Genomic DNA, 23,184 nt, shown 5'->3' with positions numbered 1-23,184 from the left:
TGACCGTGACCGCACTCCCGTACTGGCGACTTTCCAGCTTCTATCTGTTCTATTTCGCCCTGCTGGGGGCGACGGCGCCGTTCCTGGCGCTGTACTTCCATCATCTGGGGTTCTCCAGCGCGCGTATTGGCGAGTTGGTTGCAATCCCGATGCTGATGCGCTGCGTGGCCCCCAATATCTGGGGCTGGCTGGGGGACTACACCGGTCGGCGCCTGGCCATCGTGCGTTTTGGCGCGGTGTGTACGCTGCTCAGTTTTTCGCTGATCTTTGTCAGCCAGAGCTACGCCTGGCTGGCGCTGGTGATGGCCCTGCATGCGTTCTTCTGGCACGCGGTATTGCCGCAGTTCGAGGTCATCACCCTGGCGCACCTGCAAGGCCAGACCTCGCGCTACAGCCAGGTCCGCCTGTGGGGTTCGGTGGGGTTCATCCTCGCCGTCGTCGCCCTGGGGCGGCTGTTCGAGGCCCTGAGCCTGGATATCTACCCGGTGGCGATCGTATTGATCATGGCCGGTATCATCGGTGCCAGCTGGTGGGTGCCCAATGCCCAGCCGGCTGCCACGGGCGAGCGCGGTGCCGGCGACGGCTTCCTGCGGCAACTGCGCAGCCCAGGTGTGCTGGCGTTTTATGCTTGTGTCGCCTTGATGCAAATGAGCCACGGCCCGTACTACACCTTCCTCACCCTGCACCTGGAAAGCCTCGGTTACAGCCGTGGCGTGATTGGTCTGTTGTGGGCCCTGGGCGTCGTGGCGGAAGTGCTGATGTTCATGGCCATGAGCCGGATCCTCTCGCGCTTCTCGGTGCGCCGGGTGCTGGTGGCCAGTTTCCTGTTGGCGGCGTTGCGCTGGTTGTTGCTGGGCGCGTTCGCCGAGTTCCTGTGGGTGCTGCTATTTGCCCAATTGCTGCATGCCGCAACCTTTGGCAGCTTTCATGCAGCGGCCATCCAATTTGTGCAGCGCAGCTTCGGTGCGCGCCAACAAGGCCAGGGCCAGGCCCTTTACGCCGCGCTGGCCGGTACCGGCGGCGCGCTGGGCGCCTTGTATTCCGGGTATAGCTGGAACCAGTTGGGGCCGACCCTGACCTTCAGTATCGCCAGCCTCGCAGCCCTGGCCGCTGCGTTGATCATGGCGCAGCGCTTGCCCGAGGAGCGGCCGTGAGCCCGGCCCATCATCTGCAGACTCTTACCGCCCGAGGACCCTTTTTATGAGCATTCTTTGCGTTTATCACGTTTCTACCCCGGACACCCCGAACAAGGTCCTGACCCACGCTGACGACATTGCCTCGACCCTGGCCGAGCAGGGCGTGGGTTTCGAGCGCTGGCAGGCGAGTACCCGTGTCGAGGCCGGCGCCAGTGCGGCCGAGGTGAGCGCAGCGTACCAGGCGCAAATCGACACCTGCATGACGGCACACGGTTATGCGCAGGTGCAGGTGTTGAGCGTGAGTCGTGAGCATCCGCAAAAGGATGCCGTGGCTACAGGTTTGCGCGACGAGTATCGCCATGATGCCGACGAAATCCGTCTGTTTGCCGCCGGGCGTGGGTTGCTCGGCTTGCACATCGACGATTACGTGTACACGGTGCTCTGCGAAAAACACGACCTGCTGCGCATCCCTGCCGGCATGCCGCGCTGGTTCGACTTGGGGGAAGAGCCGCGCGTGGTCGCGATCAGCCTGTTCCAGACGGCGTCCGGGGCCGTTGCGCAAGTAAGCGGCAGTGACATCGCGCAACATTTCCCTGGGTTGGATGATTGACGTTAGTTCACTCTCCGAAAACTTATTCAATACACCTAAGTTGGAAAAGTTTGTGGGAATGGGCTCTATAGTTTGTAAGTTCTAGCTATTTGTCTGTGGGTCGATGTGTTAATCCCAGGCTTTATGTAACTCTCCCGTCGCTGTGTATTTCGTCTGTCAATAGGAGGAATCCGATTATTGACAGTGCAAATCAATAAGAGACGGAGAGGTATGTATGAGCAGCCCAGAGGAGCCAACCCCATCCGTGGAGCCTGCGGCAGACGAAGCCTGTGTACAGGCATGCGACGGCCAGGCCGGCGGCGCGCAACTGGCGTTGCCGGATAAACCGTTGACCGCCAAGGAGTTGGAAATACTGCGCTGGGCCACGGAGGGCAAGACAGTGTGGGAAATCAGCCGGATCCGCTGTGTCTCACAGGCCACGGTGAAGTTTCATTTGCGCAATATCTACAGCAAGTTGCACGTCAATAACCGGGTCCAGGCGGCAAGCGAAGCGATCCGGCGCGGTTTATGCGGGTAAAAAAAGGGCCGTGAAGCGCAACGGCTTCACGGCCCTGGGAAACAAGCTGGTACTCAGGCCGAGTGGTAGGTCGGCAGGGCAAAGCGATGCTGGCTTTGCAGCATCGAAATCTGTGGCAACTCGCTGGCCTGTTCTGCCAGGTCACGGCGGATTGCGCTAATGACCCAGGTCAGTTGGTCGGCGGTGTGCAGTTGCTGGTACGAGATCGAGCGCTTGATCTGCTTGCCCTCGGTGTTGCGCAGGGTCAGCAGGATGCCACCGTCGGGACGTGGCTGGGTGGTGACGTCGTAGTTGGAGAATACAGAAGCGAATTTGTCTTGGATCAGGCTCATGTCTATCGGCTCCATTGGCTCGTGTTGTGCGGCATGGAGTGATAGGTGCAGTGATTGTGCCAGTATCGCTATTTATAAAAACATCATATAAATCAGCATCTTATAAAAATTCGAAATTTTCAGATTCGTGCAATATGCATGAATGGCCATCGTGCATCCTGCATTTTGCGCTATTGGCCGCTGACGAGCGGTGCTGGCGTTCACCTCTGGGCGGGATACAAAACATTGCAAATCCTGCGTGTACAGCCAAGGAACGGCTGGCGTATTTTCCTGCAAGGCATTCAGGAACGGTCCTACGCCGCATGAAGGCCCGCGCACCCTACCAACAATAAGAAAAAGGACTTCTGTGCATGAGCAATCCGAACAGCGAGATGATCACCCTCGGCATGATGTTGCGTAAGGTGCCGACCATTGTCAGGGCCCTGCCACGGTTGGTGCGCGGGATCCGCGTCGCCAACATCACTGACCCCGACCAGCCCTGCGGGCTGGGCTGGACCTTCGAGCAGGCTACCCAGCGCAACCCCGAGGGCGCCGCGCTGTTATATGGCGACCAGGTGCTCAGTTACCGCCAGGCCAACCAGCACGCCAATCGCATCGCCCATCACTTGCAGGCCCAAGGCATTGGCAAGGGCGATGTGGTCGCCCTATTTATCGAAAACCGCCCTGAGCTGTTGCTGACTGTACTGGCGGTGGCCAAGATCGGCGGTATCTGCGCCATGCTCAACACCGCGCAAACCCAGGCGGTGCTGGTGCATAGCCTGACCCTGGTCAACCCCGTGGCGATTGTAGTCGGCGCCGAATTGGTCGAGGCCTTCGACGCGGTGCGGGGGCAGGTGGCGATTGATCCGCTGCGTACCTGGTATGTCGCCGATCAGCAGGCGGCGCCGGTGCCCCAGGGCTATATCGACCTGATGGCCGCCAGCGCGGACTGCTCGACGGATAACCCGGCCAGCAGCCAACAGATCTACTTCAACGACCCCTGCTTCTATATCTACACCTCCGGCACCACGGGCTTGCCCAAGGCCGGCATCTTCAAGCATGGCCGCTGGATGAAGTCCTCGGCCAGCTTCGGCACCATTGCCCTGGACATGGGTCCTGAAGACGTCGTCTATTGCACCCTGCCGCTGTACCACGCCACCGGGCTGTGTGTGTGCTGGGGCTCGGCGATTGCCGGCGCGTCGGGGTTTGCCATCCGCCGCAAGTTCAGCGCCAGCCAGTTCTGGGACGATGTGCGCAAATTCAACGCAACTACCCTGGGTTACGTCGGCGAGTTGTGCCGCTACCTGATCGACCAGCCGCCCAGCGAGCGCGACCGCGACAACCGCGTGGTGAAGATGATCGGCAACGGCTTGCGTCCCGGTGTTTGGGGGCCGTTCAAGGAGCGCTTTGGCGTCGATCATATCTGCGAGCTGTACGCGGCCAGCGACGGCAATATCGGCTTCACCAACGTGCTGAATTTCGACAACACCATCGGCTTTTCCCTGATGCACTGGGCGCTGGTGGACTACGCCCACGACACCTGCGAGCCGATCCGTGGCAGCAATGGGTTTATGCGTGAAGTGCAGAAGGGCGGCCAGGGCCTGCTGCTGGCCAGGATCGACGACAAAGCGCCGTTCGATGGCTACACCGACCCGGAAAAGAACCGCAAGGTGGTGTTGAGTGATGTGTTCGAGAAGGGCGATCGCTATTTCAACACCGGCGATCTGTTGCGCAGTATCGGCTTTGGCCATGCGCAGTTCGTCGACCGCCTGGGCGACACCTATCGCTGGAAGGGCGAGAACGTCTCCACCACCGAAGTGGAGAACATCTTTATGCAGCACCCGCAGATCACTGAGGCGGTGGCCTACGGGGTGGAGATCGCCAACACCAACGGTCGTGCCGGAATGGCCGCGATTACCCCGTCCGAATCCCTGGCCACCCTGGATATGCAGGCGTTGCTGCAGTTCGCCCAGAGCCAGATGCCAGCCTATGCGGTGCCGCTGTTCCTGCGGATCAAGGTGAAGATGGAAACCACCGGCACCTTCAAGTACCAGAAGGTGCGGCTCAAGGAAGAGGCGTTCGACCCGGCCCGGGTCGGCGACGATCCACTGTATGCCTGGCTGCCGGGTACGGATGCCTACGTACCGGTAACCGGCCAGGTGCTGGCGGATATCCAGGGCGGAAAGTATCGCTACTAAGGCACTTGATAGAGTCTGGCTATCGAAGCTTTCGATAGAAAAGGGGTGACAGGCGTGGCGCTGCTCGGGAAACTGACGGCCTTACGCCACACCCTCCAGGGAGCCGCAGATGTCAGATCAAGCCAAACAAATGACCGAAGAAGAAGCCGCCGAATTTGCCGAGCAGGTCTTCGACGTCGCCCGTCGAGGCGATGCCGCCATGCTGGCCGCGCTGCTGGCCAAGGGCTTGCCGGTCAATCTGCGTAACCACAATGGCGACACCTTGTTGATGTTGTCCGCCTACCACGGGCACGCCGAGGCGGTGAAGGTGCTGCTGGAGTTCAAGGCCGACCCGCAGATCGCCAACGATAAGAACCAACTGCCGATTGCCGGCGCGGCATTCAAGGGCAACCTGGCGGTGGTCAAGGCGTTGATCGAGGGCGGCAGCCCGGTTGACGGCGCTTCTGCCGATGGCCGCACGGCGCTGATGATGGCGGCGATGTTCAACCGTACCGAGATGGTCGAGTACCTGCTCAGCGTCGGGGCCAACCCCAAGGCCACGGATGCCCAGGGTGTGACCGCGCTGGGTGCGGCCCAGGCCATGGGAGCAGCGGATACGACGGCGCAGTTGCAAAAACTGGTGTAGGCTTTGCGCCCTCAAAATCAGCCTCGCCACAGGATTCGCCCATGAACACCGCGCTCGTCGAACTCATCACTAAAATCAGTTCCGGTTGCCTGGGCGACGCCGAGATCGTGCGGATCGCCGATGAGGCCAGTCAGGCCTACGCCGATGCCGATGGATTCCTGGCGGCCAACCCCGATATCAACTACGACGACAGCTTCCCCATCCCCCTGGGCGAGTGGATTGTGGTGGGCAGCCTGCCGGAGACGGTGCTGTTCCAGGCCGATACCTACCAGGACCTGTTCGCCCAGATCGTCGCCTCCTTTGGCCCCGACGTAGCGTTCAACCTCAAGCCCAAGCAACTGGCCAAGACCGAAGCCCTGACGGCGCTCAATCGCATCCAGATCCAGCTCGACGCCATGAACCCGGAAAACGGCGGCTATACCCTGATGAACTTCAGCCAGTTGCTCGATGACGAGATCCAGGCGGTGTTGGTATATGGCAACGACGTGTCACGGGTGCTGGCGTTGTGTGCCGAACTCGGGATCAAGGGCGAACCGTCCCTGGAAGCCCTGCGCATCGCAGTGCATGTCTGAAATAAAACGGAACCCTCGTCAGGGCTGGCTATCCTAAACAGGCAAACCCTCACTTAGGAGCGACACCATGGGTTCCACATTTAATGGTCTGATCGGGTTGATCATCCTGGCGCTGGATATCTGGGCGATCATCAACGTGTTCAAAAGCGGCGCCAGCACCGGGGCCAAAGTGTTGTGGATCCTGTTGATCCTGCTGTTGCCGGTACTGGGCCTGATTATCTGGGCCATCGCCGGGCCACGGGGCAATGTGCGGATCTGACCCTCAGCGGGTACAAGCAGATATAAATAATGTGGGAGCGGGCTTGCTCGCGATAACGGTGTGTCAGCCAATCAATCTGGTACTGATACACCGCTATCGCGAGCAAGCCCGCTCCCACCTTTAATTACGCTGTGTTCTGTAGATTTGTGTTTCGAGATATTCGCTGCACAAAATTTTCACACTTCATCCAAGACAATTCCCCCGCTTTATTTTCCTGCCACGGTCCGTCTGTGCCGCCAGGAGCCCTGCGCAATGAGTAATCAATAGCGTTGCCGACGTTGATCGGGCACCATCTGCCCACCGCGTAATACCCTGGACCCTGCGCCTTTATTGGCGGGGCAGGACGCCGCTGCATTATTTCGCAACTTAAACTTCCAATGGGTCCTCAAACAACATGGCAAACCCGGACGCCCTGAATCAGCAGCGAGCTGCTAGTCGCCTGCTGCAACCGACCGTCAAATCCCACCTGGCCTACACGCTGCTCTGCGCCCTGGTCATGATGGTGATGCTTTCCCTGCTGCGCCTGGGACTGTTGGTGTACAACCGCGACATGATGCTCGACACCCCGGCCGCGACCTTCCTGGAAGCGTTCGCCAATGGCCTGCGCCTGGACTTGCGCCTGGTGGTGTACCTGAGCATCCCGCTGATCCTGGCCCTGTTCAGCGTGCGCGCCATGGCCGCCCGCGGGTTCTTCCGGCTGTGGCTGACCGTGGTCTCCAGCATTGCGCTGTTCCTCGGCCTGATGGAGATGGACTTCTACCGCGAGTTCCACCAGCGCCTCAACGGCCTGGTCTTCCAGTACGTCAAGGAAGATCCGAAAACCGTGATGAGCATGCTCTGGTACGGTTTCCCGGTGGTGCGCTACCTGCTGGGCTGGGCCGTGGGTACGTTTATCCTGAGCATCGCCTTCAAGGGCGCCGACCGCGCAACGCGCCCCCGTGGCCCGTTCAGCGGTGGCACCGTCGGCACCCGCCAGGTCGCGCCGTGGTACAGCCGCATCGCGGTGTTCGTGGTGTGCCTGCTGATTGCCGTGGTCGCCGCGCGCGGCACCCTGCGCCAGGGCCCGCCGCTGCGTTGGGGTGACGTGTACACCACCGACTCGAACTTCGCCAACCACCTGGGCCTCAACGGTACGTTGTCGCTGATCGGGGCGGCCAAGGCGCGGTTCTCCGAGCACCGCGAGAACGTCTGGAAAGCCACCCTGGAGCAGCCGCTGGCCACCCAGACCGTGCGCGACATGCTGGTGCTGCCTGACGAAAAACTGGTGGATACCGACACCGCCGCCGTGCGCCGTGACTTCACGCCGCCGGCCGAGAAGACCCTGCCGATCAAGAACGTCGTGGTGATCCTGATGGAAAGCTTCGCCGGTCACTCAGTGGGCGCCCTGGGCAGTGGCGGCAAGATCACGCCGTACTTCGACGAGTTGACCAAGGAAGGCCTGCTGTTCGACCGCTTCTTCTCCAATGGCACCCATACCCACCAGGGCATGTTCGCCACCATGGCCTGCTTCCCGAACCTGCCAGGCTTCGAATACCTGATGCAGACCCCCGAAGGCAGCCACAAGCTGTCGGGCCTGCCGCAATTGCTCAGTGCCCGTGATTTCGACGACGTGTATGTCTACAACGGCGACTTCGCCTGGGACAACCAGTCGGGCTTCTTCAGCAACCAGGGCATGACCAACTTCATTGGCCGCAATGACTTCGTCGACCCGGTGTTCTCCGATCCGACCTGGGGCGTGTCCGACCAGGACATGTTCAATCGTGGCCTGCAGGAGTTGAAGGCACGTGAAGGCGGCAAGCCGTTCTACGCTCTGCTGCAAACCCTGTCCAACCATACGCCGTACGCCTTGCCGACGCCGTTGCCGGTCGAGGCGGTGACTGACCGTGGCCGCCTCAACGAGCATTTGACGGCCATGCGCTACTCCGACTGGGCCCTGGGCCAGTTCTTCGAGAAGGCCCGCAAGGAGCCGTACTTCAAGGACACCCTGTTTGTGATCGTCGGCGACCATGGTTTTGGTAACGAGCAACAGATCACCGAAATGGACCTGGGCCGCTTCAACGTGCCGCTGCTGCTGATCGCACCGGGCGTGCAGGACAAGTTCGGTGTGCGTGACCACACCGTGGGCACGCAGATCGATATCGTGCCGACCATCATGGGCCGCCTGGGCGGGGAAACCCGCCACCAGTGCTGGGGCCGTGACCTGCTCAACCTGCCGGAAGGCGACAAGGGCTTTGGCGTGATCAAGCCCTCGGGCAGCGACCAGACCGTGGCCTTGCTCACCGCTGACCGCGTGTTGGTTCTGCCCAAGGAAATGCCACCCAAGCTGTGGCAATACGAACTGGGCGCTAACCCAAGTGGCAAGGTGATCCCTGAATCGGCGGATGAGGCGCAACTCAAGCAGAAACTTGAGTCATTCCTGCAAACCGCCACCAAGAGCCTGCTGGATAACACCGCAGGCGTAGTGGACGGCAAGCCGGACTAATCGCCCGGCAATAAAAAAGAGGCCTTTTACAAGGCCTCTTTTTTTTGCATTTTTTTAACGCTGGGGGGTTATATCTTGCCCAGCAGCAACAGAATCAACAGCACCACCAGCACCGTGCCGAGAATACCCGATGGCCCATAACCCCAGTTGCGCGAGTGCGGGAACACCGGCAGACCGCCGACCAGCAGGAGGATCAGAACAATGATAAGAATGAGGCTCATAGTGTGTTTTCCTTATTCGTCTTCTGAAAAGACCTGATTGTTAATACCAGAGCCGAACATCTAAAACGGCTGCCTTAACTGATCCGACTCCTGCACTTTGCAGAAAATTCCCTGTTTTTTTAATGCGATTTGGCCGCTGGCTTATTTCCTTTTTAATTGTTGTGCTGTGTCGCACTTAGTTTAAAAAGATTGAACTTACCCCAGGCCCCGGCATCCGACCGGGCTTTTGGTTTGCCCCGGGCATTCAGCAACTTGATGGTGCATGGGCCGGTGAATAACCTTCGCTACACTGGCGCTTACTTCCTCCCTGAACCACAAGGCTACTTCCTATGCAAAATCGCATGATGATCACCGGCGCCGGATCCGGCATGGGTCGCGAAATCGCTCTGCGCTGGGCCCGCGAAGGCTGGCAACTGGCCTTGTCGGATGTCAGCGAGCCGGGCTTGCAGGAAACCCTCGCGCTGGTGCGCCAGGCCGGTGGCGACGGGTTTATCCAGCGCTGTGACGTGCGTGACTACAGCCAGCTCACGGCCTTTGCCCAGGCCTGTGAGGTCAAGCTGGGCGGCATTGATGTGATCGTCAACAACGCCGGGGTCGCCTCCGGTGGGTTCTTCAGCGAGCTGTCCCTGGAGGATTGGGATTGGCAGATCGCAATCAACCTGATGGGCGTGGTCAAGGGCTGCAAGGCCTTCCTGCCGCTGCTGGAAAAGAGCAAGGGCCGAATCATCAACATCGCCTCCATGGCGGCCCTGATGCAAGGCCCGGCCATGAGCAACTACAACGTGGCCAAGGCCGGTGTGGTGGCGCTCTCGGAAAGCCTGCTGGTGGAACTCAAGCAGCAGGAGGTCGGGGTGCATGTGGTGTGCCCGTCGTTCTTCCAGACCAACCTGCTGGACTCATTCCGCGGCCCGACCCCGGCGATGAAGGCCCAGGTCGGCAAATTGCTGGAAAGTTCGCCCATCACTGCAGCAGACATTGCCGATTACATCTACCAGCGTGTGGCCGTCGGTGAATTCATGATCCTGCCTCACGAACAGGGGCGGATGGCCTGGGCACTGAAGCAGAAAAATCCGCAGTTGCTGTATGACGAAATGACCAACATGTCGGAAAAAATGCGCGCCAAGGCGCAGTCGGCCAAAGGCTGAAAGATATAAACAATGGGTTTATGTTTTTGCGGGCTTACTGGGCTGTTTGATATTCGTCTGTCAGTAAAGACAACCATGGTTTGTAGGGTGGATCTGTTTATCTAGCAGGTTATTGATGGCTCGTAGGGGAGGGCGCATGGTCGCGGTCCGGTAACTTTCCAAAGGACAAACGCCATGCTGGTACTTAGCCGCGCGGTAGGCGAAATCATTTCCATCGGCGATCACATCACCCTGCGGATCCTGGAGGTCAACAACCTCCAGGTGAAACTCGGCGTGGAAGCGCCGGCAGGGGTCAATGTGCATCGGGCGGAGGTCTACGAAAAGATCCGCAGCCTACAGGGGCACCCGGTGCCCGTGGCCAACCCTTAGTCGAACAGGTGCTTGGGCACGTCGTGCTTGAGCATCAACTGGCACTGTTCACTCTCCGGATCGAAAACGATCAGCGCCTGGCCCTTGGTCAACGCCTGGCGTACGCGCAGTACGCGGGTTTCCAGGGGCGTGTCGTCGCCGTTGTCGGTGCCGTCGCGGGTCACGAAGTCTTCGATGAGGTGGGTCAGGGTGTCGACTTCAAGTGCATCGTAGGGAATCAGCATACAAGCCTCAAATGGTGGATCCCGGCGATCCTACTGTGCCGGGATCATAGTTGCCAGCCTCAGGATTTCTGTCCGACCAGGCTGTCCACCGAGGGCACACGGGTGTCGCTCTCCATTTGTGTTTCATGTTCCAGTTGATGACTGAAGCGGTCCAGGGAGCCCTGGGCCGGTTGCGCATCGCTGGCAAATACCGGCGGGCTGAGGATGTAGGCGCCCAGCAGGCGGCTCAAGGCGGCGAGGCTGTCGATATGGGTGCGCTCGTAGCCGTGGGTCGCATCGCAGCCAAAGGCCAGCAACGCGGTGCGGATATCGTGGCCGGCGGTGACCGCCGAGTGCGCGTCGCTGAAGTAATAGCGAAACAGGTCACGGCGTACCGGCAGGTCGTTTTCCGCCGCCAGGTGCAGCAAGTGCCGGGACAGGTGATAGTCGTAGGGGCCGCCAGAGTCCTGCATCGCCACGCTTACTGCATGCTCGCTGGAATGCTGGCCGGGGGCGACCGGGGCAATGTCGATGCCGACGAATTCGCTGACATCCCAGGGTAAGGCGGCGGCCGCGCCACTGCCGGTTTCTTCGGTGATGGTGAACAGCGGGTGACAGTCGATCAGCAACGGTTCGCCACTGTCGACGATGGCCTTGAGGGCCGCGAGCAAGGCTGCGACGCCGGCTTTGTCATCCAGGTGGCGGGCGCTGATATGGCCGCTTTCGGTAAATTCCGGCAGCGGGTCGAAGGCCACGAAATCACCGACGCTGATCCCCAGGGAATCGCAATCGGCGCGGGTGGCGCAGTAGGCGTCCAGGCGCAGTTCGATATGGTCCCAACTGATTGGCATTTCATCCACCGCGGTATTGAACGCGTGCCCGGAGGCCATCAGTGGCAGGACGCTGCCACGGATCACGCCATTGTCGGTGAACAGGCTGACGCGGCTACCCTCGGCAAAACGGCTGGACCAGCAGCCCACCGGGGCCAGGGTCAGGCGGCCATTGTCCTTGATCGCCCGCACGGCGGCGCCGATGGTGTCCAGGTGCGCGGAAACCGCGCGGTCCGGGCTGTTTTTCTGGCCCTTGAGGGTGGCGCGGATGGTGCCGCGCCGGGTCATCTCAAAGGGGATGCCCAGTTCTTCCAGGCGCTCGGCGACGTAGCGCACGATGGTGTCGGTAAACCCGGTGGGGCTGGGGATGGCGAGCATTTCCAGCAGCACTTTCTGCAGGTAGTTGAGATCCGGTTCGGGGATGGTTCGGGTCATGGAAACTCCTGATGAGTTGAGGGCATCGATGGTTTCGATGAGGGGCTGGGTATGTGTTGCCTGGGCCGGCCCCATCGCAGGCAAGCCAGCTCCCACCTTTAAATGTGTTCACACATCAACCTGTGGGAGCGGGCTTGCCCGCGATGAGGCCCGTCCAGACAGCTCATGTCTCAAGCCGTGGTTTGGCTGTGGGGAAACAACAGATCCACGAATTTCTCCGCAGTCGGTTGCGGTTCATGGTTGGCCAATCCTGCGCGTTCGTTGGCTTCGATAAATACGTACTCCGGCTGGTCAGCGGCCGGCACCATAAGGTCCAGGCCGACCACCGCAATATCCAGGGCGCGCGCCGCACGCACCGCTGCATCCACCAGCGTCGGATGCAGCGTCGCCGTGACATCTTCCAGGCAACCCCCGGTGTGCAGGTTGGCGGTACGCCGCACCGCCAGCACTTCGCCCGCAGGCAGGATGCTGTCGTAGTCGTAACCCGCTGCCTTTAAGGTGCGCAGGGTTTCGTCGTCCAGGGGGATCCGGCTTTCGCCATCGGTGGCCGCCTGGCGTCGGCGGCTTTGCGCCTCGATCAAGGCGCCGACGCTATGCTTGCCGTCACCGATCACCTGGGCCGGGCGGCGGATCGCGGCGGCCACCACTTCAAAGCCGATCACCAGGATGCGCAGGTCCAGGCCTTCGTGGAAACTCTCGAGCAATACCCGCGAGTCAAACTGGCGCGCCGCCTCGATGGCGCCTTGCACTTCTTCGATGGTCTGCAAGTCCACGGCCACGCCTTGGCCCTGTTCACCGTCCAGGGGCTTGACGACGATGCGCTGGTGTTCGTCGAGAAACTCCAGGTTATCGTCGGCGCTGGCCGCCAGTTGTTGCGCTGGCAATTTCAAGCCGGCGGCGCTCAATACTTTATGGGTCAGGCTTTTGTCCTGGCACAGGGTCATGCTGATCGCACTGGTCAGGTCGCTCAACGACTCACGGCAGCGCACCCGGCGCCCGCCATGACTGAGGGTGAACAACCCGGCTGCGGCATCGTCCACCTGCACATCAATCCCGCGTCGGTGCGCTTCTTCGACAATGATGCGCGCATAGGGGTTGAACCCCGCCTGCGGCCCCGGCCCGAGGAACAGCGGCTGGTTGATGCCGTTCTTGCGCTTGATGGCAAACGTGGTGAGCGCACGAAAGCCGAGCTTGGCGTACAGGCTTTTTGCCTGGCGATTGTCGTGTAATACCGACAGGTCCAGGTAACTCAGGCCGCGGCTCATAAAGTGCTCGATCAGGTGGCGCACCAGCACTTCGCCGACGCCAGGCCGCGAGCATTGCGGGTCCACGGCCAGGCACCAGAGGCTGCTGCCGCTTTCCGGATCATGGAAGGCCTTTTGATGATTGAGGCCCATGACGCTGCCGATCACTGCGCCGCTGTCTTCATCCTCGGCCAGCCAGTACACCGGGCCACCCTGGTGGCGCGGGGTCAGCAGGTTGGCATCCACCGGCAACATACCGCGCCCCTGGTACAGGCGATTGACCGCCTGCCAGTCGGCTTCGCTCTGGACGCGGCGAATGCGAAAGCCGCGAAACACCCGGGTGGCCGGGCGGTAGTCGGTGAACCACAGGCGCAAGGTGTCGGAGGGGTCGAGGAACAACTGTTGCGGATCGATCCCCAGGATCTGCTGGGGCGCGGCCACATACAGGGCGATATCCCGTTCTCCCGGCTGTTCGTTGAGCAGCTCCAGGGCCAGGCTCGCCGGGTCGGGGAAGGTATGGCCGATCAACAGCCGGCCCCACCCGCAATGCACGGCAATCGGTTGCGCGCTCGGTTCGCTGCCGTCTTCGGCCAGGCGCGCTTGCAGGCGTTCGTAGGACGGCGCCTGGCCGCGCAGCAGGCGTTGGCTGTAGGCCGTGGCGTGAGGTTTCATCAATCAGATTCCTTGTTCGCTGAGCCACAGGTTCAGCGCTGCCAATTGCCACAGCTTGGAGCCGCGCAGCGGCGTCAGTTGCCCTTGGGGGTCGGTGAGCAGGCGGTCGAGCATCGCCGGGTTGAACAGGCCCCGGTCCTGGCTCGGATCCAGCAGCAGGTCACGCACCCAGTTCAAGGTATCGCCCTGCAAGTGCTTGAGGCCGGGCACCGGGAAGTAGCCCTTCTTGCGGTCGATCACCGCGCTGGGGATGACCCGGCGCGCGGCTTCCTTGAGCACTTGCTTGCCGCCGTCCGGCAGCTTGAATCGGCCCGGCACCCGCGCCGACAACTCCACCAGGCGGTAGTCGAGAAACGGCGTGCGCGCTTCCAGGCCCCAGGCCATGGTCATGTTATCCACACGCTTGACCGGGTCATCCACCAGCATCACCGTGCTGTCCAGGCGCAGGGCCTTATCCACAGGCGCCTCGGCGCCAGGTTGGGCGAAATGCTCGCGCACGAAGTCGCCGGCGGCGTCATTGGCGGTCAGCCATTGCGGGGCGACGGTGGCCGCGTAGTCGTCGTAGCTGCGGTCGAAGAAGGCCTCGCGGTAAGCCGCGTAAGGGTCGCTGGCGCCGTCCACCTGCGGGTACCAGTGGTAACCGGCGAACAGTTCATCGGCGCCCTGGCCGCTTTGCACCACCTTGCAATGCTTGGCCACTTCCCGCGACAGCAGGTAGAAGGCAATGCAGTCATGGCTGACCATCGGCTCGCTCATGGCACGGAACGCGGCCGGCAACTGCTCGATGATCTCGCTTTCGGCGATGCGCAGTTGGTGGTGTCGGGTGCCGTAATGCTTGGCGATCAGGTCGGAGTACTGGAACTCATCGCCACGCTCGCCGCCGGCATCTTCAAAACCGATGGAGAAGGTCGACAGCTCCTGCACCCCGACTTCACGCAGCAGGCCCACCAGCAGGCTCGAATCCACACCGCCTGACAGCAACACGCCCACATCCACCGCCGCCCGTTGGCGAATGGCCACGGCTTCGCGGGTGCTGTCGAGCACGCGGTCGGTCCAGTCTTCCAGGGTCAGGTGTTTTTCATCGTCATGGGGGCCGTAGGGCAGGGTCCACCAGGTTTTCTGCTCGGTGGCACCGTTGGCCTCGATACGCATCCAGGTGGCCGGCGGCAGTTTTTCGATGCCCGCCAGCAAGGTGCGCGGTGCCGGCACCACGGCGTGGAAATTCAGGTAGTGATTGAGCGCCACCGGGTCGAGGATCGGGTTGATATCACCGCCCTTGAGCAACGCCGGCAACGCCGAGGCAAAGCGCAAGCGCTGGCCGGTGCGCGACAGGTACAACGGCTTGACGCCCAGGCGGTCGCGGGCGATGAACAGGCGCTGGCTGTCGCGCTCCCAGATGGCAAAGGCAAACATGCCGTTGAGCTTGGGCAGCAAGGCTTCGCCCCAGGCGTGATAGCCCTTGAGCAGCACTTCGGTGTCACCGCCCGAATAGAAGGCGTAGCCCAGGGCTTCAAGCTCGGTGCGCAACTCCGGGAAGTTGTAGATCGCGCCATTGAACGCCAGGGACAGGCCCAGTTGGGCGTCGACCATCGGTTGGGCCGAGCCGTCCGACAGGTCCATGATTTTCAGGCGACGATGGCCCAGGGCAATTGGCCCTTGGGCATGGAAGCCCCACGCGTCAGGTCCGCGTGGCGCCAAGTGATGGGTGATTCGTTCCACCGCTGCCAGGTCGGCAGGTTGATGATCCAAACGCAGTTCTCCAGCTAATCCGCACATAAAGTCCTTACCGGTTTTTCCGTTGGGGAGGGGCAAACATGCACGCGCCAAAACGGCGGGTACCCAAGGACTGACCCGTGGCTATAGGTGGAGTTTTAGATCAATAAGTTATATGGCAAACGGCCTGCTTGTGTCGCGGGCCACGCCGCGGCCTGCGGGGCGTGGGTGAAACGGGGGGTAAACAGGTCAAGCTCAGATGCAAATAATGGGGTGTTTCGCCAGGCAACTCCCCAGCTATTTGAACCTTTTCAAGGCGAGCGTGGGCTTATCGTCTGGCGTCATTGAACAATGCAATGAAGGAACGTTGTGAATGACGCAAACAGGTCATTTGAGCCAGGTTGTCGAACCTGTGACTCAGGACGAATTGATGGCAACGCTGCTGGATCTCACCGGTGACCTGGACAAGGCGCAGGTCTTGTAAGACCGGCTGCCGACCTGGCTGGTCAAGGCCGATTCCCAGGTGCTCCTGGCCATTGAGCAGGCGTATGCCGAAAGTGGCGGGCCGCGAGCTTAGCCAGGTGTTTTTGCCACGTTGCTGCGAATCAACGCCCGCAGCGCAAAACGGTTGGGATGACAGGCCTCGGCCACGCTGCGGGGCAGGGGCAGCGGTTCGTTGTCCAGCCATGCCGCCAGCAGTTCACTCGACAGCGGCGCGGTGATCAGGCCCCGTGAACCGTGGCCGCTGTTGACGTACAGGCCGTCCAACCATGGGCAGGCGGTGTCCGGTGTGTGGCGGGCGTCCTTGCGCAGGGCGGCAAAGGCCAGGGCGAAGGCTTGGGGATCGGCCAGTGGCCCGACAATCGGCAGATAGTCCGGGCTGGTGCAGCGAAACGCCGCGCGGCCCTTCAGGGTGTGCGGGTCGAGCGTGGCGGTGCGCAGGCGCTGGGCCAGGTCGGGGGAGATTTCCTGCAACAGTTCCAGGTTCCCCGCGTGCTCGGCGACGGTGGGGGTCAGGTCATCGCTCTTGAAATCAAAGCTGGCGCCCAGGGTATGTTCGCCCAGGCGGGCCGGTGCCACATAGCCTTCGGCGCAGACCACGGTTGCCAACGCCTGGCTGGCGGCAGTCTGTGGCAAGCGGGTGATCTGCCCGCGAATGCGCTTGAGGGGCAGCTCGGCGCTGGCGGCAAACTGCTTGACCTCGGCCGCCCCGGCCAGCACCACCACGGGGGCGCTGGCCAGCAACCGGTCGCCGTCCCAGGCCTGCCATTGATCGTTGACTTTGCGCAGCGCCAACACTTGATGATGTACATGCACCGTGATCCCGGGCTGACTCGCCTGCCACTGGCACAACGCCGGCGGATGCACCCAGCCGCCCTCGGGGAAAAACAGCCCGCCATGCTCCAGGCCAATCCCGGCGCGGGCCTGGGCCTGATCCCGGTCCAGCAGGTGCAGCAAGTCAGGGGCAAATGCCTGGGCCAGTTGCGCCTGGCGTTCGGCCTCCTTGGCATTGAACGCCAGTTGCAGCACGCCACAACCGTCCCAATCCACCCCCCGTTGCAAGTGTTCCAGCAGGCGCCGGGTATGCCCGAACCCGCTGACAATCATCTGCGAAAGGGCCGTGCCATGGGCCGACAGCTTGAGGTAGAGCACCCCTTGCGGATTGCCCGAGGCCTCTTGGGCCAGGCCGGCATGCCGTTCCAGCAGGCTGACTTGCCAGCCCCGTGCGGCGAGGCTGGCCGCGCTGGCGCAACCGGCCATGCCGCCGCCGATCACCAGGGCCCGCCGTTCGCCTTTGGGGGCCGGTGGCCTGGCGAACCACGGCTTGATCGCCGCAACTGGCGCCGCGTCGGCCGGCCAGCCAAGAAACTCACCGCGCAGGATTTCCCACTTATGGCCGATGCCCGGCGTGCGTTTCATCTTGAACCCGGCGCCATTGAGCAGGCGCCGCACCCAGCCGGTGCTGGTGAAGGTGCTGATGGTCGAGCCGGGGGCAGCCAGGCGCGCCAGTTCGGCGAACAGCTCGGCGGTCCACATCTCGGGGTTTTTCGCCGGGGCAAAACCATCGAGGAACCAGGCGTCGATCTGGGCGTCGAGCTGCGGCAGTTGCTCCAGGGCATCGCCGATCAGCAGCGTCAGCGTCACCCGCCCGTTATCCAGGACCAGGCGCTGGAAACCCGGGTGGATGGCGATGTACTGCGCCAGCAATTGCTCGGCCAACGGTTTGAGCTCTGGCCAGAGGGCGAGGGCGCGTTGCAGGTCGGCGTGGCTCAGCGGGTACTTTTCCACACTGACAAAATGCAGGCGCGCCCCCGGCGTCGCGTGCTGTGCAAACAGTTGCCAGGCACACAGAAAATTCAACCCGGTGCCAAACCCCGTTTCCCCGATCACCAGGCGCCCACCCACCGGCAGCGCGGCAAAGCGCTCTTGCAGGCGGTTCTGTTCAAGGAACACGTAGCGGGTTTCTTCCAGGCCCGACTGGTCGGAAAAATACACGTCGTCGAACACCCGCGAGCGCGGGCGTCCCTGGTCGTCCCAGTCGAGCTGGGCATTGGGCTGTACGGGGTTCATGGGCAACTCGGCAAAGGCAAGGCGGCCATTCTAGTCGATCACGGGGGCCAGGGTTGGCGCGGGTGTTAGCCGGCTATTTGATCCATGCAAAAAACCTCTGCAATGGCGCGCAAGCGATCAGGAATCAGCGTTAATCGAGCATGGCGCAGCGGGTATCGTGGTGTTTTGATCCATGGCAATAAGGAACATTGCGCATGCAGGCACAGGCTGATTTGACCCACACATTCACTCAATTGACCCGGCAGCAGTTGCAAGCTGCCTTGCTGGAGATGACTGGCGACCTGGCCAAGGCCCAGGTCCTGCAACAGCGTCTGCCGAGCTGGATGATCAATTCCCCGCCAGGGTTGCTGGAGGCGCTGGAGCGGGACGCGGCGTATGTTGAAGAGGCCAAGGCGGGCGTCACGCAGCACTTGCAGGCATTGCGCAGTCTGGACGAGTTTTGCAGCGAGCAGTTGCAGGTCTACGGCCAGGCGCAGTGGCAGGTCACGCTGGAGCCAAAAAAGGACCTGTTTATCCGGGCCTTCTACGAGTATCAGGCAGATGTGTTGCCGCGCGAGTATGAGCGCACCGTGCGCCTGGAAAAACAGAGCCTGTTGCATAGGGCCATGCAGAACTTTTCGGCGGATGAGGCCCTTGCCGAGCGATATCCCCTCGAGTCGCGGCTGCAAGCGCAAGACCGCAGCGTTATCGGCGTTGCGCCCCATGAGTTTGCCGAAGGTTGCCGGGCGCTCGACCTCGGGCGTCGGTACCAGCAGCACATCAATGAGGTGTTCCACCTCGATCGCGACGAGGGCGTTGCCAGTGACGTGGCGCTGTCGATCGGCCGGATGAAAACCCTGGACGTAAAGATCGATGCCCATATCGCCCTGATGCGCGGCGATATCAGCCGCGAAACCTACGCCATGTTGTGTGCATTGCTGGAGCAGGACCTCAGCCCGGCCGCGGCGAAGAGCCAGCTGTACCAAGGGCGCCCGGTGCTCTGGCAAGGCCTCAATGCACGCGATTGCTGCCTGTGGAGCGTGCTGGTGTTTTCGGCCCGCCCGATTGGCGAATACCCCCAGCAGCCTTGTGTGGTCTACATGCCCAATGAACCGCAGCGGCCGTTTTTCGAGTACCCATCCCTCAACGACTTCAAGGTTTACCTGGAACTGAAGCTGGAAGTGAGCAGCTATCGGCGCTTCTTTACCGGCTACCTGGGGGAGGTTGACCGGGTGGGGTTTTTCTCGCGATTCGACGAGCACCGCAGCCTTGGCGTGCTGGAGGCCCGGCCCGTCATGGTGAGCCTGGCCAGGCACTTTTTCAGTACTTACGTGGGCAAGTTGCAGATCGATGCGCGCACGCTGGCGGTGCCCGTGGCGGACGTGGACGAAGAGGTGCGCAAGCAGCGCCTGATGGAGTATCTGGAGGCTGGATTGACCTTGCTCAACCTCGCCGGTTTTGTCGTCCCGGCCTTGGCCCTGCTGATGACGGGCGTGGCGGTGGGGCAACTGCTCGGCGAGGTGTATGACGGCATCGAGGACTGGCGGCGGGGGGACAAGGGCGAGGCGCTCAGGCAACTGGGCGCGGTGGCGCAAAGTATCACCTCGATGGTGGTGTTCGCAGCCGGCGCCAAAGTGGTGGGCAACGTGTTGAAGCGTGCGCAGTTGAGCATGGGGCGCTTTTTTGCGGAGCTGGAAGCGGTGCGCTCGACCGATGGACATCTGCGGCTCTGGCGGCCCGATATTGCCCGGTACGCGCACCGTCAGCAGTTGCCCGAGAACGTGATGGCGGACGCAGAAGGCATCTACCGGATTGGCGGCCATTGCTACGTCAAAGTGGTCGGTTTCGTTCATCGGATTGCCTTTGACGCCAAGCTGGGCCAATGGCACGCCCTCCATCCGACACGCCAGGATGCCTATCGCCCTGCGCTCCTGCACAACGGCGAGGGCGCCTGGCGCTTTGCATTCGAACAGCCTGAACGCTGGGAGGACCAGAATTACCTGTTCTCGCGCCTGGAGCCCGGCAGTCGTCACCCCCACCTGGATTCGCGCAAGCTGCGCCTGGTCAGCGACATCCTGGATATGCAGCCCCCCTGGGCGTACCACCTGGCTCGCGAGTGCTTGCCCTTTCCCGCGCGCTTTCGTGATGTGTATGAGCGGTTCCGGGTGGAGCAATCGATTCGCGACCTGATCTGGCTGCTGGAGCGTGGTGTGTACCTCAACGCTGAACACGCGACCGCGCAGATGCAGGCCTTGGCGCTGTTGCCGGGTTGGCCCGAGGGACGCTATTTCGAGGTGGTGGATGGGCAGGGCGCGGTGACGGCGCGTTACCCCGCTAGTGGCACTCATCGGCTGCCAATCACGCAGCACGCAGTGGCTGAAGGGCAAGTGTTTGATGTGCTGCTGTCGGAGCTCGACGAATCGCAAAAACTCGCCCTGTTGGGGGAGGACGTTGCTGCCGACCAGCAACATGGGGTGTTGGCGCGGCGCTTACTGGCGCACCTCAAGGCGGATCGCAAGCCGCTGTTTGAGCAGATGTACCAGGCCTACGACGGGCCAGTGCCCGAGGAGTGGGCGGTACTGCGCAGCACCTATGCGCAATTGCCGTCCAGGGTGATGCGCGAGTTGATGGCGCGCGCCTCGTCGGTGGAGCTCGAGTTGCTGCGCGAGCAGCAGCGAGTGCCCATGGGCCTGGCAGAGGCGGTGCGTGCTGCGCTGGCCGAACAACGCCTGGACCGCGCCTTGGCCGGTTTCGAACAGCCGGAATTGGCCGGCCTCGACACCCAGTGCGTGGCGGTGCGCACGCTGCCGCGCATCGAGGGTTGGGATCCCCGGCTGCACCTGGAGATGCGCGCAGATTCACCCCAGGGGGCGTTACTGGCCGTGGGCGCCGTCGAAGGTGCCAGTGTGCGGCTGGTGGTGGTGCGTACGGCTGCAGGGTTCCAGGCGTTCGATGCCAGTGGCCTGAGCCTGGGGAGTGTGCGTTCTGGAGTGGACGGGCTATTTGAGGCCATTGAAGACGCAAGCACCCTGGGCAGGCCCCAGGCGCAGGCCGAGCATGGATGGCGGTTGCGCCGCTTGATTGCCGCCAGGGCCCAGAGTGAGCGTGATCGCGCCGCCGAGGCGTTTTCCGATGGGGCACTGGAGCCCCAGGCAGTGCAAGCACCTTGCCGTGTGGCGGATTCACCCACCGGCTCTTTTACCCAAAACTCGCCCCTGGTGCGCAAGTTGCAGTGGCTTTATCCGCTGTTCACGCAGGCTCAAGCCTCTGCGTTGCTGCAGGGCCTGGGGGCCGACGAACTTGCTCGTGCCCATGCGGTAGAGCGTCTGCGCGCCGAGCTTGGGCGCCTGCGTGCGGTACTCAAACACTGGAAAAACGACATCGGCGGCTTGGAGCAGCAACCGGGCCTGAGGAACATCCGCCAGAGCCGCCAGCAAGTGGCCGAGCGTATCGAGGCCTTCTGGCGCCAGCAGAGCTTTATGCCCAATGAGCGCGAGCTGCCCGTTGCTGGCCTGTCCCTGGACGGGATGCGCGTGGGCTCGTTGCCGAACCTGCCGCCTGAAATTCGCTTCGACCATGTGCAGCGCCTGTCACTGCGCAATATGCGCCTGGGTGATGACGTGGCTTATTTCCTCAAGTGCTTCAAGGGGCTGCGCCGCCTGGACCTGGACCGTAACCGCCTGACCCGGTTGCCGGAATATCTGTCGCGCATGCCTGATCTGGGCAGCCTGTCGTTGTCCCACAATCAGTTGGCGTTGACCGAATACACCCGGCGCAAGCTCGCCGATATGAGCACGTTGCAGCTGTTGGACCTGAGCCACAACCCGGTGGAAGGGCACTTGGATGTCAGCGCCATGCGCGGCTTGCATACGCTGTTGCTACAGGACACCCGCATCGTCGACGTGCCCTCCGGGCTCGGGCGCCTGGCCTATCTGGACCAGGTGGACCTGCGCGACAACTGGATCACCCTGCTGCCCGAATGGCTGTTTAGCGCCACCCGCAGTTTCAGCCAGGCACTCAACCTGGCGGGCAACCCGTTGTCCACCTCGGCGGTGACAGCGCTCACGCGCTACCGCGAGGCGGTGGGTATTGGCATGGGCTATGTCGATGACGATCAATCGCGCTTCACCGAGTTGAAAGCCCGGGCGTTGTGGCTGCCGGATGAAGTGGCCAATCGCAATGCGATCAAGCGCGGCATCTGGGCCAACCTGCGCGATGACCCGGACTGCGCGCCGCTGTTCGAGTTGCTTGCGCAATTGTCCAGGACCGCTGACAGCCGGCATGTGCGCGAGGATTTGAGCCGGCGGGTGTGGGACGTCTTGCAGTCGAGCCATGACAGTATCGAGCTGCGCGAGCGGGTGTTTCAGCTGGCGGCGCATCCGGTGAATTGTGGCGATGGCGCCGCTGATATTTTCAGCCAGATCGAAGTCTTGATGGAGGTCGAGCAGGCGATGCTACAGGCCGGGCGCAGGCAGGGCAGCCCCGGCGGATTCCTGAGCCTGGGCCGGCGCCTGTTTCGCCTGGGCGAGTTGGAAAAAATTGCCCTGGGCTATGCGGCCGAGCATGCCAGCGAGGATCCTCTGGAGGTCAGCCTGGCGTTTCGCATGGGGTTGGCCAAGGAGTTGGAACTGCCGAGGCAACCCAAATACGCGCAGTATGTGTCGATTGCCAATGTGACCCCCGAAGGGCTGGCACTCGCCCATTCCCAGGTGCGCACGGCCGAGCTGTCACCGGCACTCCTGCAGTTTTTGACGCAACTGTCGTTCTGGAAAACCCATCTCAAGCAGCAATTTCCCAGCACCTTCCAGGCCGCGACTGAACCTTTTGATGTACAGCAGCAACTGCTCTTCGAGAACAGCCAGAACCTCACCGACGGCGACTACCTCAGGCAAATGCAAGACCTGCAGGCCCCTCGCCGGCAGGCCATCGCCGAGGTGGTAGAGCGCCTGACCCTACAGATGCTGAAACACCAGGACCTGGGCATCTGCCATGTGCCCGAGGGCTGAGCCATTGATCCACGGCAAGTGGCCTGGAATTCCTTGCCCGCCACGCTGCCCAATCCGCTAGTCTTGATCCATCTTGGAAGGGAGTC

Annotated in this window: 18 protein-coding genes; 11 read left to right on the top strand and 7 right to left on the bottom strand. The window is 62.1% G+C overall.

What is annotated here, in order from left to right; genetic code table 11:
• Positions 1-5 precede the first annotated feature (5 nt).
• The 3 genes from HBO05_RS21685 to HBO05_RS21675 all read left to right on the top strand — a co-directional run bounded on the left by HBO05_RS21685 (position 6) and on the right by HBO05_RS21675 (position 2,263).
• Positions 6-1,154 (top strand): MFS transporter, encoded by a 1,149-nt coding sequence (locus HBO05_RS21685; protein ID WP_169952792.1) that lies wholly within the window; start codon positions 6-8, stop codon positions 1,152-1,154.
• 46 nt (positions 1,155-1,200) lie between these two features.
• On the top strand, positions 1,201-1,746 hold the full coding sequence (locus tag HBO05_RS21680; RefSeq protein WP_172314025.1) for an acireductone dioxygenase: 546 nt from the start codon (positions 1,201-1,203) through the stop codon (positions 1,744-1,746).
• A gap of 214 nt (positions 1,747-1,960) precedes the next feature.
• Positions 1,961-2,263, top strand: coding sequence for a helix-turn-helix transcriptional regulator (locus tag HBO05_RS21675; RefSeq protein WP_169952788.1), 303 nt, complete (start codon positions 1,961-1,963; stop codon positions 2,261-2,263).
• Positions 2,264-2,316: 53 nt separating this feature from the next.
• On the opposite strand, the gene HBO05_RS21670 is transcribed toward HBO05_RS21675, so the two are convergent.
• Positions 2,317-2,595, bottom strand: coding sequence for a DUF3509 domain-containing protein (locus tag HBO05_RS21670; RefSeq protein ID WP_038447301.1), 279 nt, complete (start codon positions 2,593-2,595; stop codon positions 2,317-2,319).
• 350 nt (positions 2,596-2,945) lie between these two features.
• On the opposite strand from HBO05_RS21670, the gene HBO05_RS21665 reads away from it, so the two are divergent.
• The 5 genes from HBO05_RS21665 to HBO05_RS21645 all read left to right on the top strand — a co-directional run bounded on the left by HBO05_RS21665 (position 2,946) and on the right by HBO05_RS21645 (position 8,710).
• Positions 2,946-4,772 carry a long-chain-acyl-CoA synthetase gene (locus HBO05_RS21665; RefSeq protein ID WP_172314023.1) on the top strand — a complete coding sequence of 609 codons (1,827 nt, stop codon included), beginning with the start codon at positions 2,946-2,948 and terminating at the stop codon, positions 4,770-4,772.
• Between the two features lie 109 nt (positions 4,773-4,881).
• Positions 4,882-5,397 carry an ankyrin repeat domain-containing protein gene (locus HBO05_RS21660; RefSeq protein ID WP_170057023.1) on the top strand — a complete coding sequence of 172 codons (516 nt, stop codon included), beginning with the start codon at positions 4,882-4,884 and terminating at the stop codon, positions 5,395-5,397.
• Between the two features lie 41 nt (positions 5,398-5,438).
• Positions 5,439-5,969 carry a hypothetical protein gene (locus HBO05_RS21655; protein ID WP_170057024.1) on the top strand — a complete coding sequence of 177 codons (531 nt, stop codon included), beginning with the start codon at positions 5,439-5,441 and terminating at the stop codon, positions 5,967-5,969.
• 67 nt (positions 5,970-6,036) lie between these two features.
• Positions 6,037-6,228, top strand: coding sequence for a PLDc N-terminal domain-containing protein (locus HBO05_RS21650; RefSeq protein ID WP_003172956.1), 192 nt, complete (start codon positions 6,037-6,039; stop codon positions 6,226-6,228).
• A gap of 394 nt (positions 6,229-6,622) precedes the next feature.
• Positions 6,623-8,710 carry an LTA synthase family protein gene (locus tag HBO05_RS21645; RefSeq protein ID WP_170057025.1) on the top strand — a complete coding sequence of 696 codons (2,088 nt, stop codon included), beginning with the start codon at positions 6,623-6,625 and terminating at the stop codon, positions 8,708-8,710.
• A gap of 68 nt (positions 8,711-8,778) precedes the next feature.
• Here HBO05_RS21645 and HBO05_RS21640 read toward each other — a convergent pair whose 3' ends face one another.
• On the bottom strand, positions 8,779-8,931 hold the full coding sequence (locus tag HBO05_RS21640; protein WP_032863216.1) for a DUF3309 family protein: 153 nt from the start codon (positions 8,929-8,931) through the stop codon (positions 8,779-8,781).
• 329 nt (positions 8,932-9,260) lie between these two features.
• Here HBO05_RS21640 and HBO05_RS21635 point away from each other — a divergent pair, with 329 nt between their 5' ends.
• Positions 9,261-10,076, top strand: a complete 816-nt coding sequence (locus HBO05_RS21635; RefSeq protein WP_172314021.1) for an SDR family oxidoreductase — start codon at positions 9,261-9,263, stop codon at positions 10,074-10,076.
• Positions 10,077-10,250: 174 nt separating this feature from the next.
• Positions 10,251-10,445 (top strand): carbon storage regulator CsrA, encoded by a 195-nt coding sequence (gene csrA / locus HBO05_RS21630; protein WP_170057027.1) that lies wholly within the window; start codon positions 10,251-10,253, stop codon positions 10,443-10,445.
• Here the strand turns inward: csrA and HBO05_RS21625 are convergent.
• The 5 genes from HBO05_RS21625 to mnmC all read right to left on the bottom strand — a co-directional run bounded on the left by HBO05_RS21625 (position 10,442) and on the right by mnmC (position 18,113).
• Positions 10,442-10,669 carry a YheU family protein gene (locus HBO05_RS21625; RefSeq protein ID WP_172314019.1) on the bottom strand — a complete coding sequence of 76 codons (228 nt, stop codon included), beginning with the start codon at positions 10,667-10,669 and terminating at the stop codon, positions 10,442-10,444. The genes csrA and HBO05_RS21625 overlap by 4 nt on opposite strands.
• Before the next feature lie 59 nt (positions 10,670-10,728).
• Entirely contained in the window at positions 10,729-11,913 is a 1,185-nt protein-coding gene (locus HBO05_RS21620; RefSeq protein ID WP_115127811.1) for an osmoprotectant NAGGN system M42 family peptidase, read from the bottom strand.
• Positions 11,914-12,083: 170 nt separating this feature from the next.
• Positions 12,084-13,829, bottom strand: coding sequence for an N-acetylglutaminylglutamine synthetase (ngg, locus tag HBO05_RS21615; protein ID WP_172314016.1), 1,746 nt, complete (start codon positions 13,827-13,829; stop codon positions 12,084-12,086).
• Positions 13,830-13,832: 3 nt separating this feature from the next.
• Positions 13,833-15,605, bottom strand: a complete 1,773-nt coding sequence (locus HBO05_RS21610) for an N-acetylglutaminylglutamine amidotransferase (RefSeq protein WP_172314014.1) — start codon at positions 15,603-15,605, stop codon at positions 13,833-13,835.
• 510 nt (positions 15,606-16,115) lie between these two features.
• Positions 16,116-18,113 carry a bifunctional tRNA (5-methylaminomethyl-2-thiouridine)(34)-methyltransferase MnmD/FAD-dependent 5-carboxymethylaminomethyl-2-thiouridine(34) oxidoreductase MnmC gene (gene mnmC, locus HBO05_RS21605; RefSeq protein WP_172314012.1) on the bottom strand — a complete coding sequence of 666 codons (1,998 nt, stop codon included), beginning with the start codon at positions 18,111-18,113 and terminating at the stop codon, positions 16,116-16,118.
• A gap of 194 nt (positions 18,114-18,307) precedes the next feature.
• Here mnmC and HBO05_RS21600 point away from each other — a divergent pair, with 194 nt between their 5' ends.
• Positions 18,308-23,098 (top strand): NEL-type E3 ubiquitin ligase domain-containing protein, encoded by a 4,791-nt coding sequence (locus tag HBO05_RS21600; protein ID WP_172314009.1) that lies wholly within the window; start codon positions 18,308-18,310, stop codon positions 23,096-23,098.
• Positions 23,099-23,184: the final 86 nt, after the last annotated feature.

This window comes from Pseudomonas sp. WS 5079 (assembly GCF_012985465.1).
In the GTDB taxonomy this organism is placed as follows: Bacteria; Pseudomonadota; Gammaproteobacteria; order Pseudomonadales; family Pseudomonadaceae; genus Aquipseudomonas.
Note: the sequence above shows the minus strand (reverse complement) of the source record. Positions and strands in the feature narration are given on the sequence as shown.

Excerpts from the sequence above, each read along its gene's own strand:
- HBO05_RS21680 (WP_172314025.1), top strand. The coding sequence starts at position 1,201 with ATGAGCATTCTTTGCGTTTATCACGTTTCTACCCCGGACACCCCGAAC.
- HBO05_RS21675 (WP_169952788.1), top strand. The coding sequence starts at position 1,961 with ATGAGCAGCCCAGAGGAGCCAACCCCATCCGTGGAGCCTGCGGCAGAC.
- HBO05_RS21670 (WP_038447301.1), bottom strand. The coding sequence starts at position 2,595 with ATGAGCCTGATCCAAGACAAATTCGCTTCTGTATTCTCCAACTACGAC.
- HBO05_RS21665 (WP_172314023.1), top strand. The coding sequence starts at position 2,946 with ATGAGCAATCCGAACAGCGAGATGATCACCCTCGGCATGATGTTGCGT.
- HBO05_RS21660 (WP_170057023.1), top strand. The coding sequence starts at position 4,882 with ATGTCAGATCAAGCCAAACAAATGACCGAAGAAGAAGCCGCCGAATTT.
- HBO05_RS21655 (WP_170057024.1), top strand. The coding sequence starts at position 5,439 with ATGAACACCGCGCTCGTCGAACTCATCACTAAAATCAGTTCCGGTTGC.
- HBO05_RS21650 (WP_003172956.1), top strand. The coding sequence starts at position 6,037 with ATGGGTTCCACATTTAATGGTCTGATCGGGTTGATCATCCTGGCGCTG.
- HBO05_RS21645 (WP_170057025.1), top strand. The coding sequence starts at position 6,623 with ATGGCAAACCCGGACGCCCTGAATCAGCAGCGAGCTGCTAGTCGCCTG.
- HBO05_RS21640 (WP_032863216.1), bottom strand. The coding sequence starts at position 8,931 with ATGAGCCTCATTCTTATCATTGTTCTGATCCTCCTGCTGGTCGGCGGT.
- HBO05_RS21635 (WP_172314021.1), top strand. The coding sequence starts at position 9,261 with ATGCAAAATCGCATGATGATCACCGGCGCCGGATCCGGCATGGGTCGC.
- csrA (WP_170057027.1), top strand. The coding sequence starts at position 10,251 with ATGCTGGTACTTAGCCGCGCGGTAGGCGAAATCATTTCCATCGGCGAT.
- HBO05_RS21625 (WP_172314019.1), bottom strand. The coding sequence starts at position 10,669 with ATGCTGATTCCCTACGATGCACTTGAAGTCGACACCCTGACCCACCTC.
- HBO05_RS21620 (WP_115127811.1), bottom strand. The coding sequence starts at position 11,913 with ATGACCCGAACCATCCCCGAACCGGATCTCAACTACCTGCAGAAAGTG.
- ngg (WP_172314016.1), bottom strand. The coding sequence starts at position 13,829 with ATGAAACCTCACGCCACGGCCTACAGCCAACGCCTGCTGCGCGGCCAG.
- HBO05_RS21610 (WP_172314014.1), bottom strand. The coding sequence starts at position 15,605 with ATGTGCGGATTAGCTGGAGAACTGCGTTTGGATCATCAACCTGCCGAC.
- mnmC (WP_172314012.1), bottom strand. The coding sequence starts at position 18,113 with ATGAACCCCGTACAGCCCAATGCCCAGCTCGACTGGGACGACCAGGGA.
- HBO05_RS21600 (WP_172314009.1), top strand. The coding sequence starts at position 18,308 with ATGCAGGCACAGGCTGATTTGACCCACACATTCACTCAATTGACCCGG.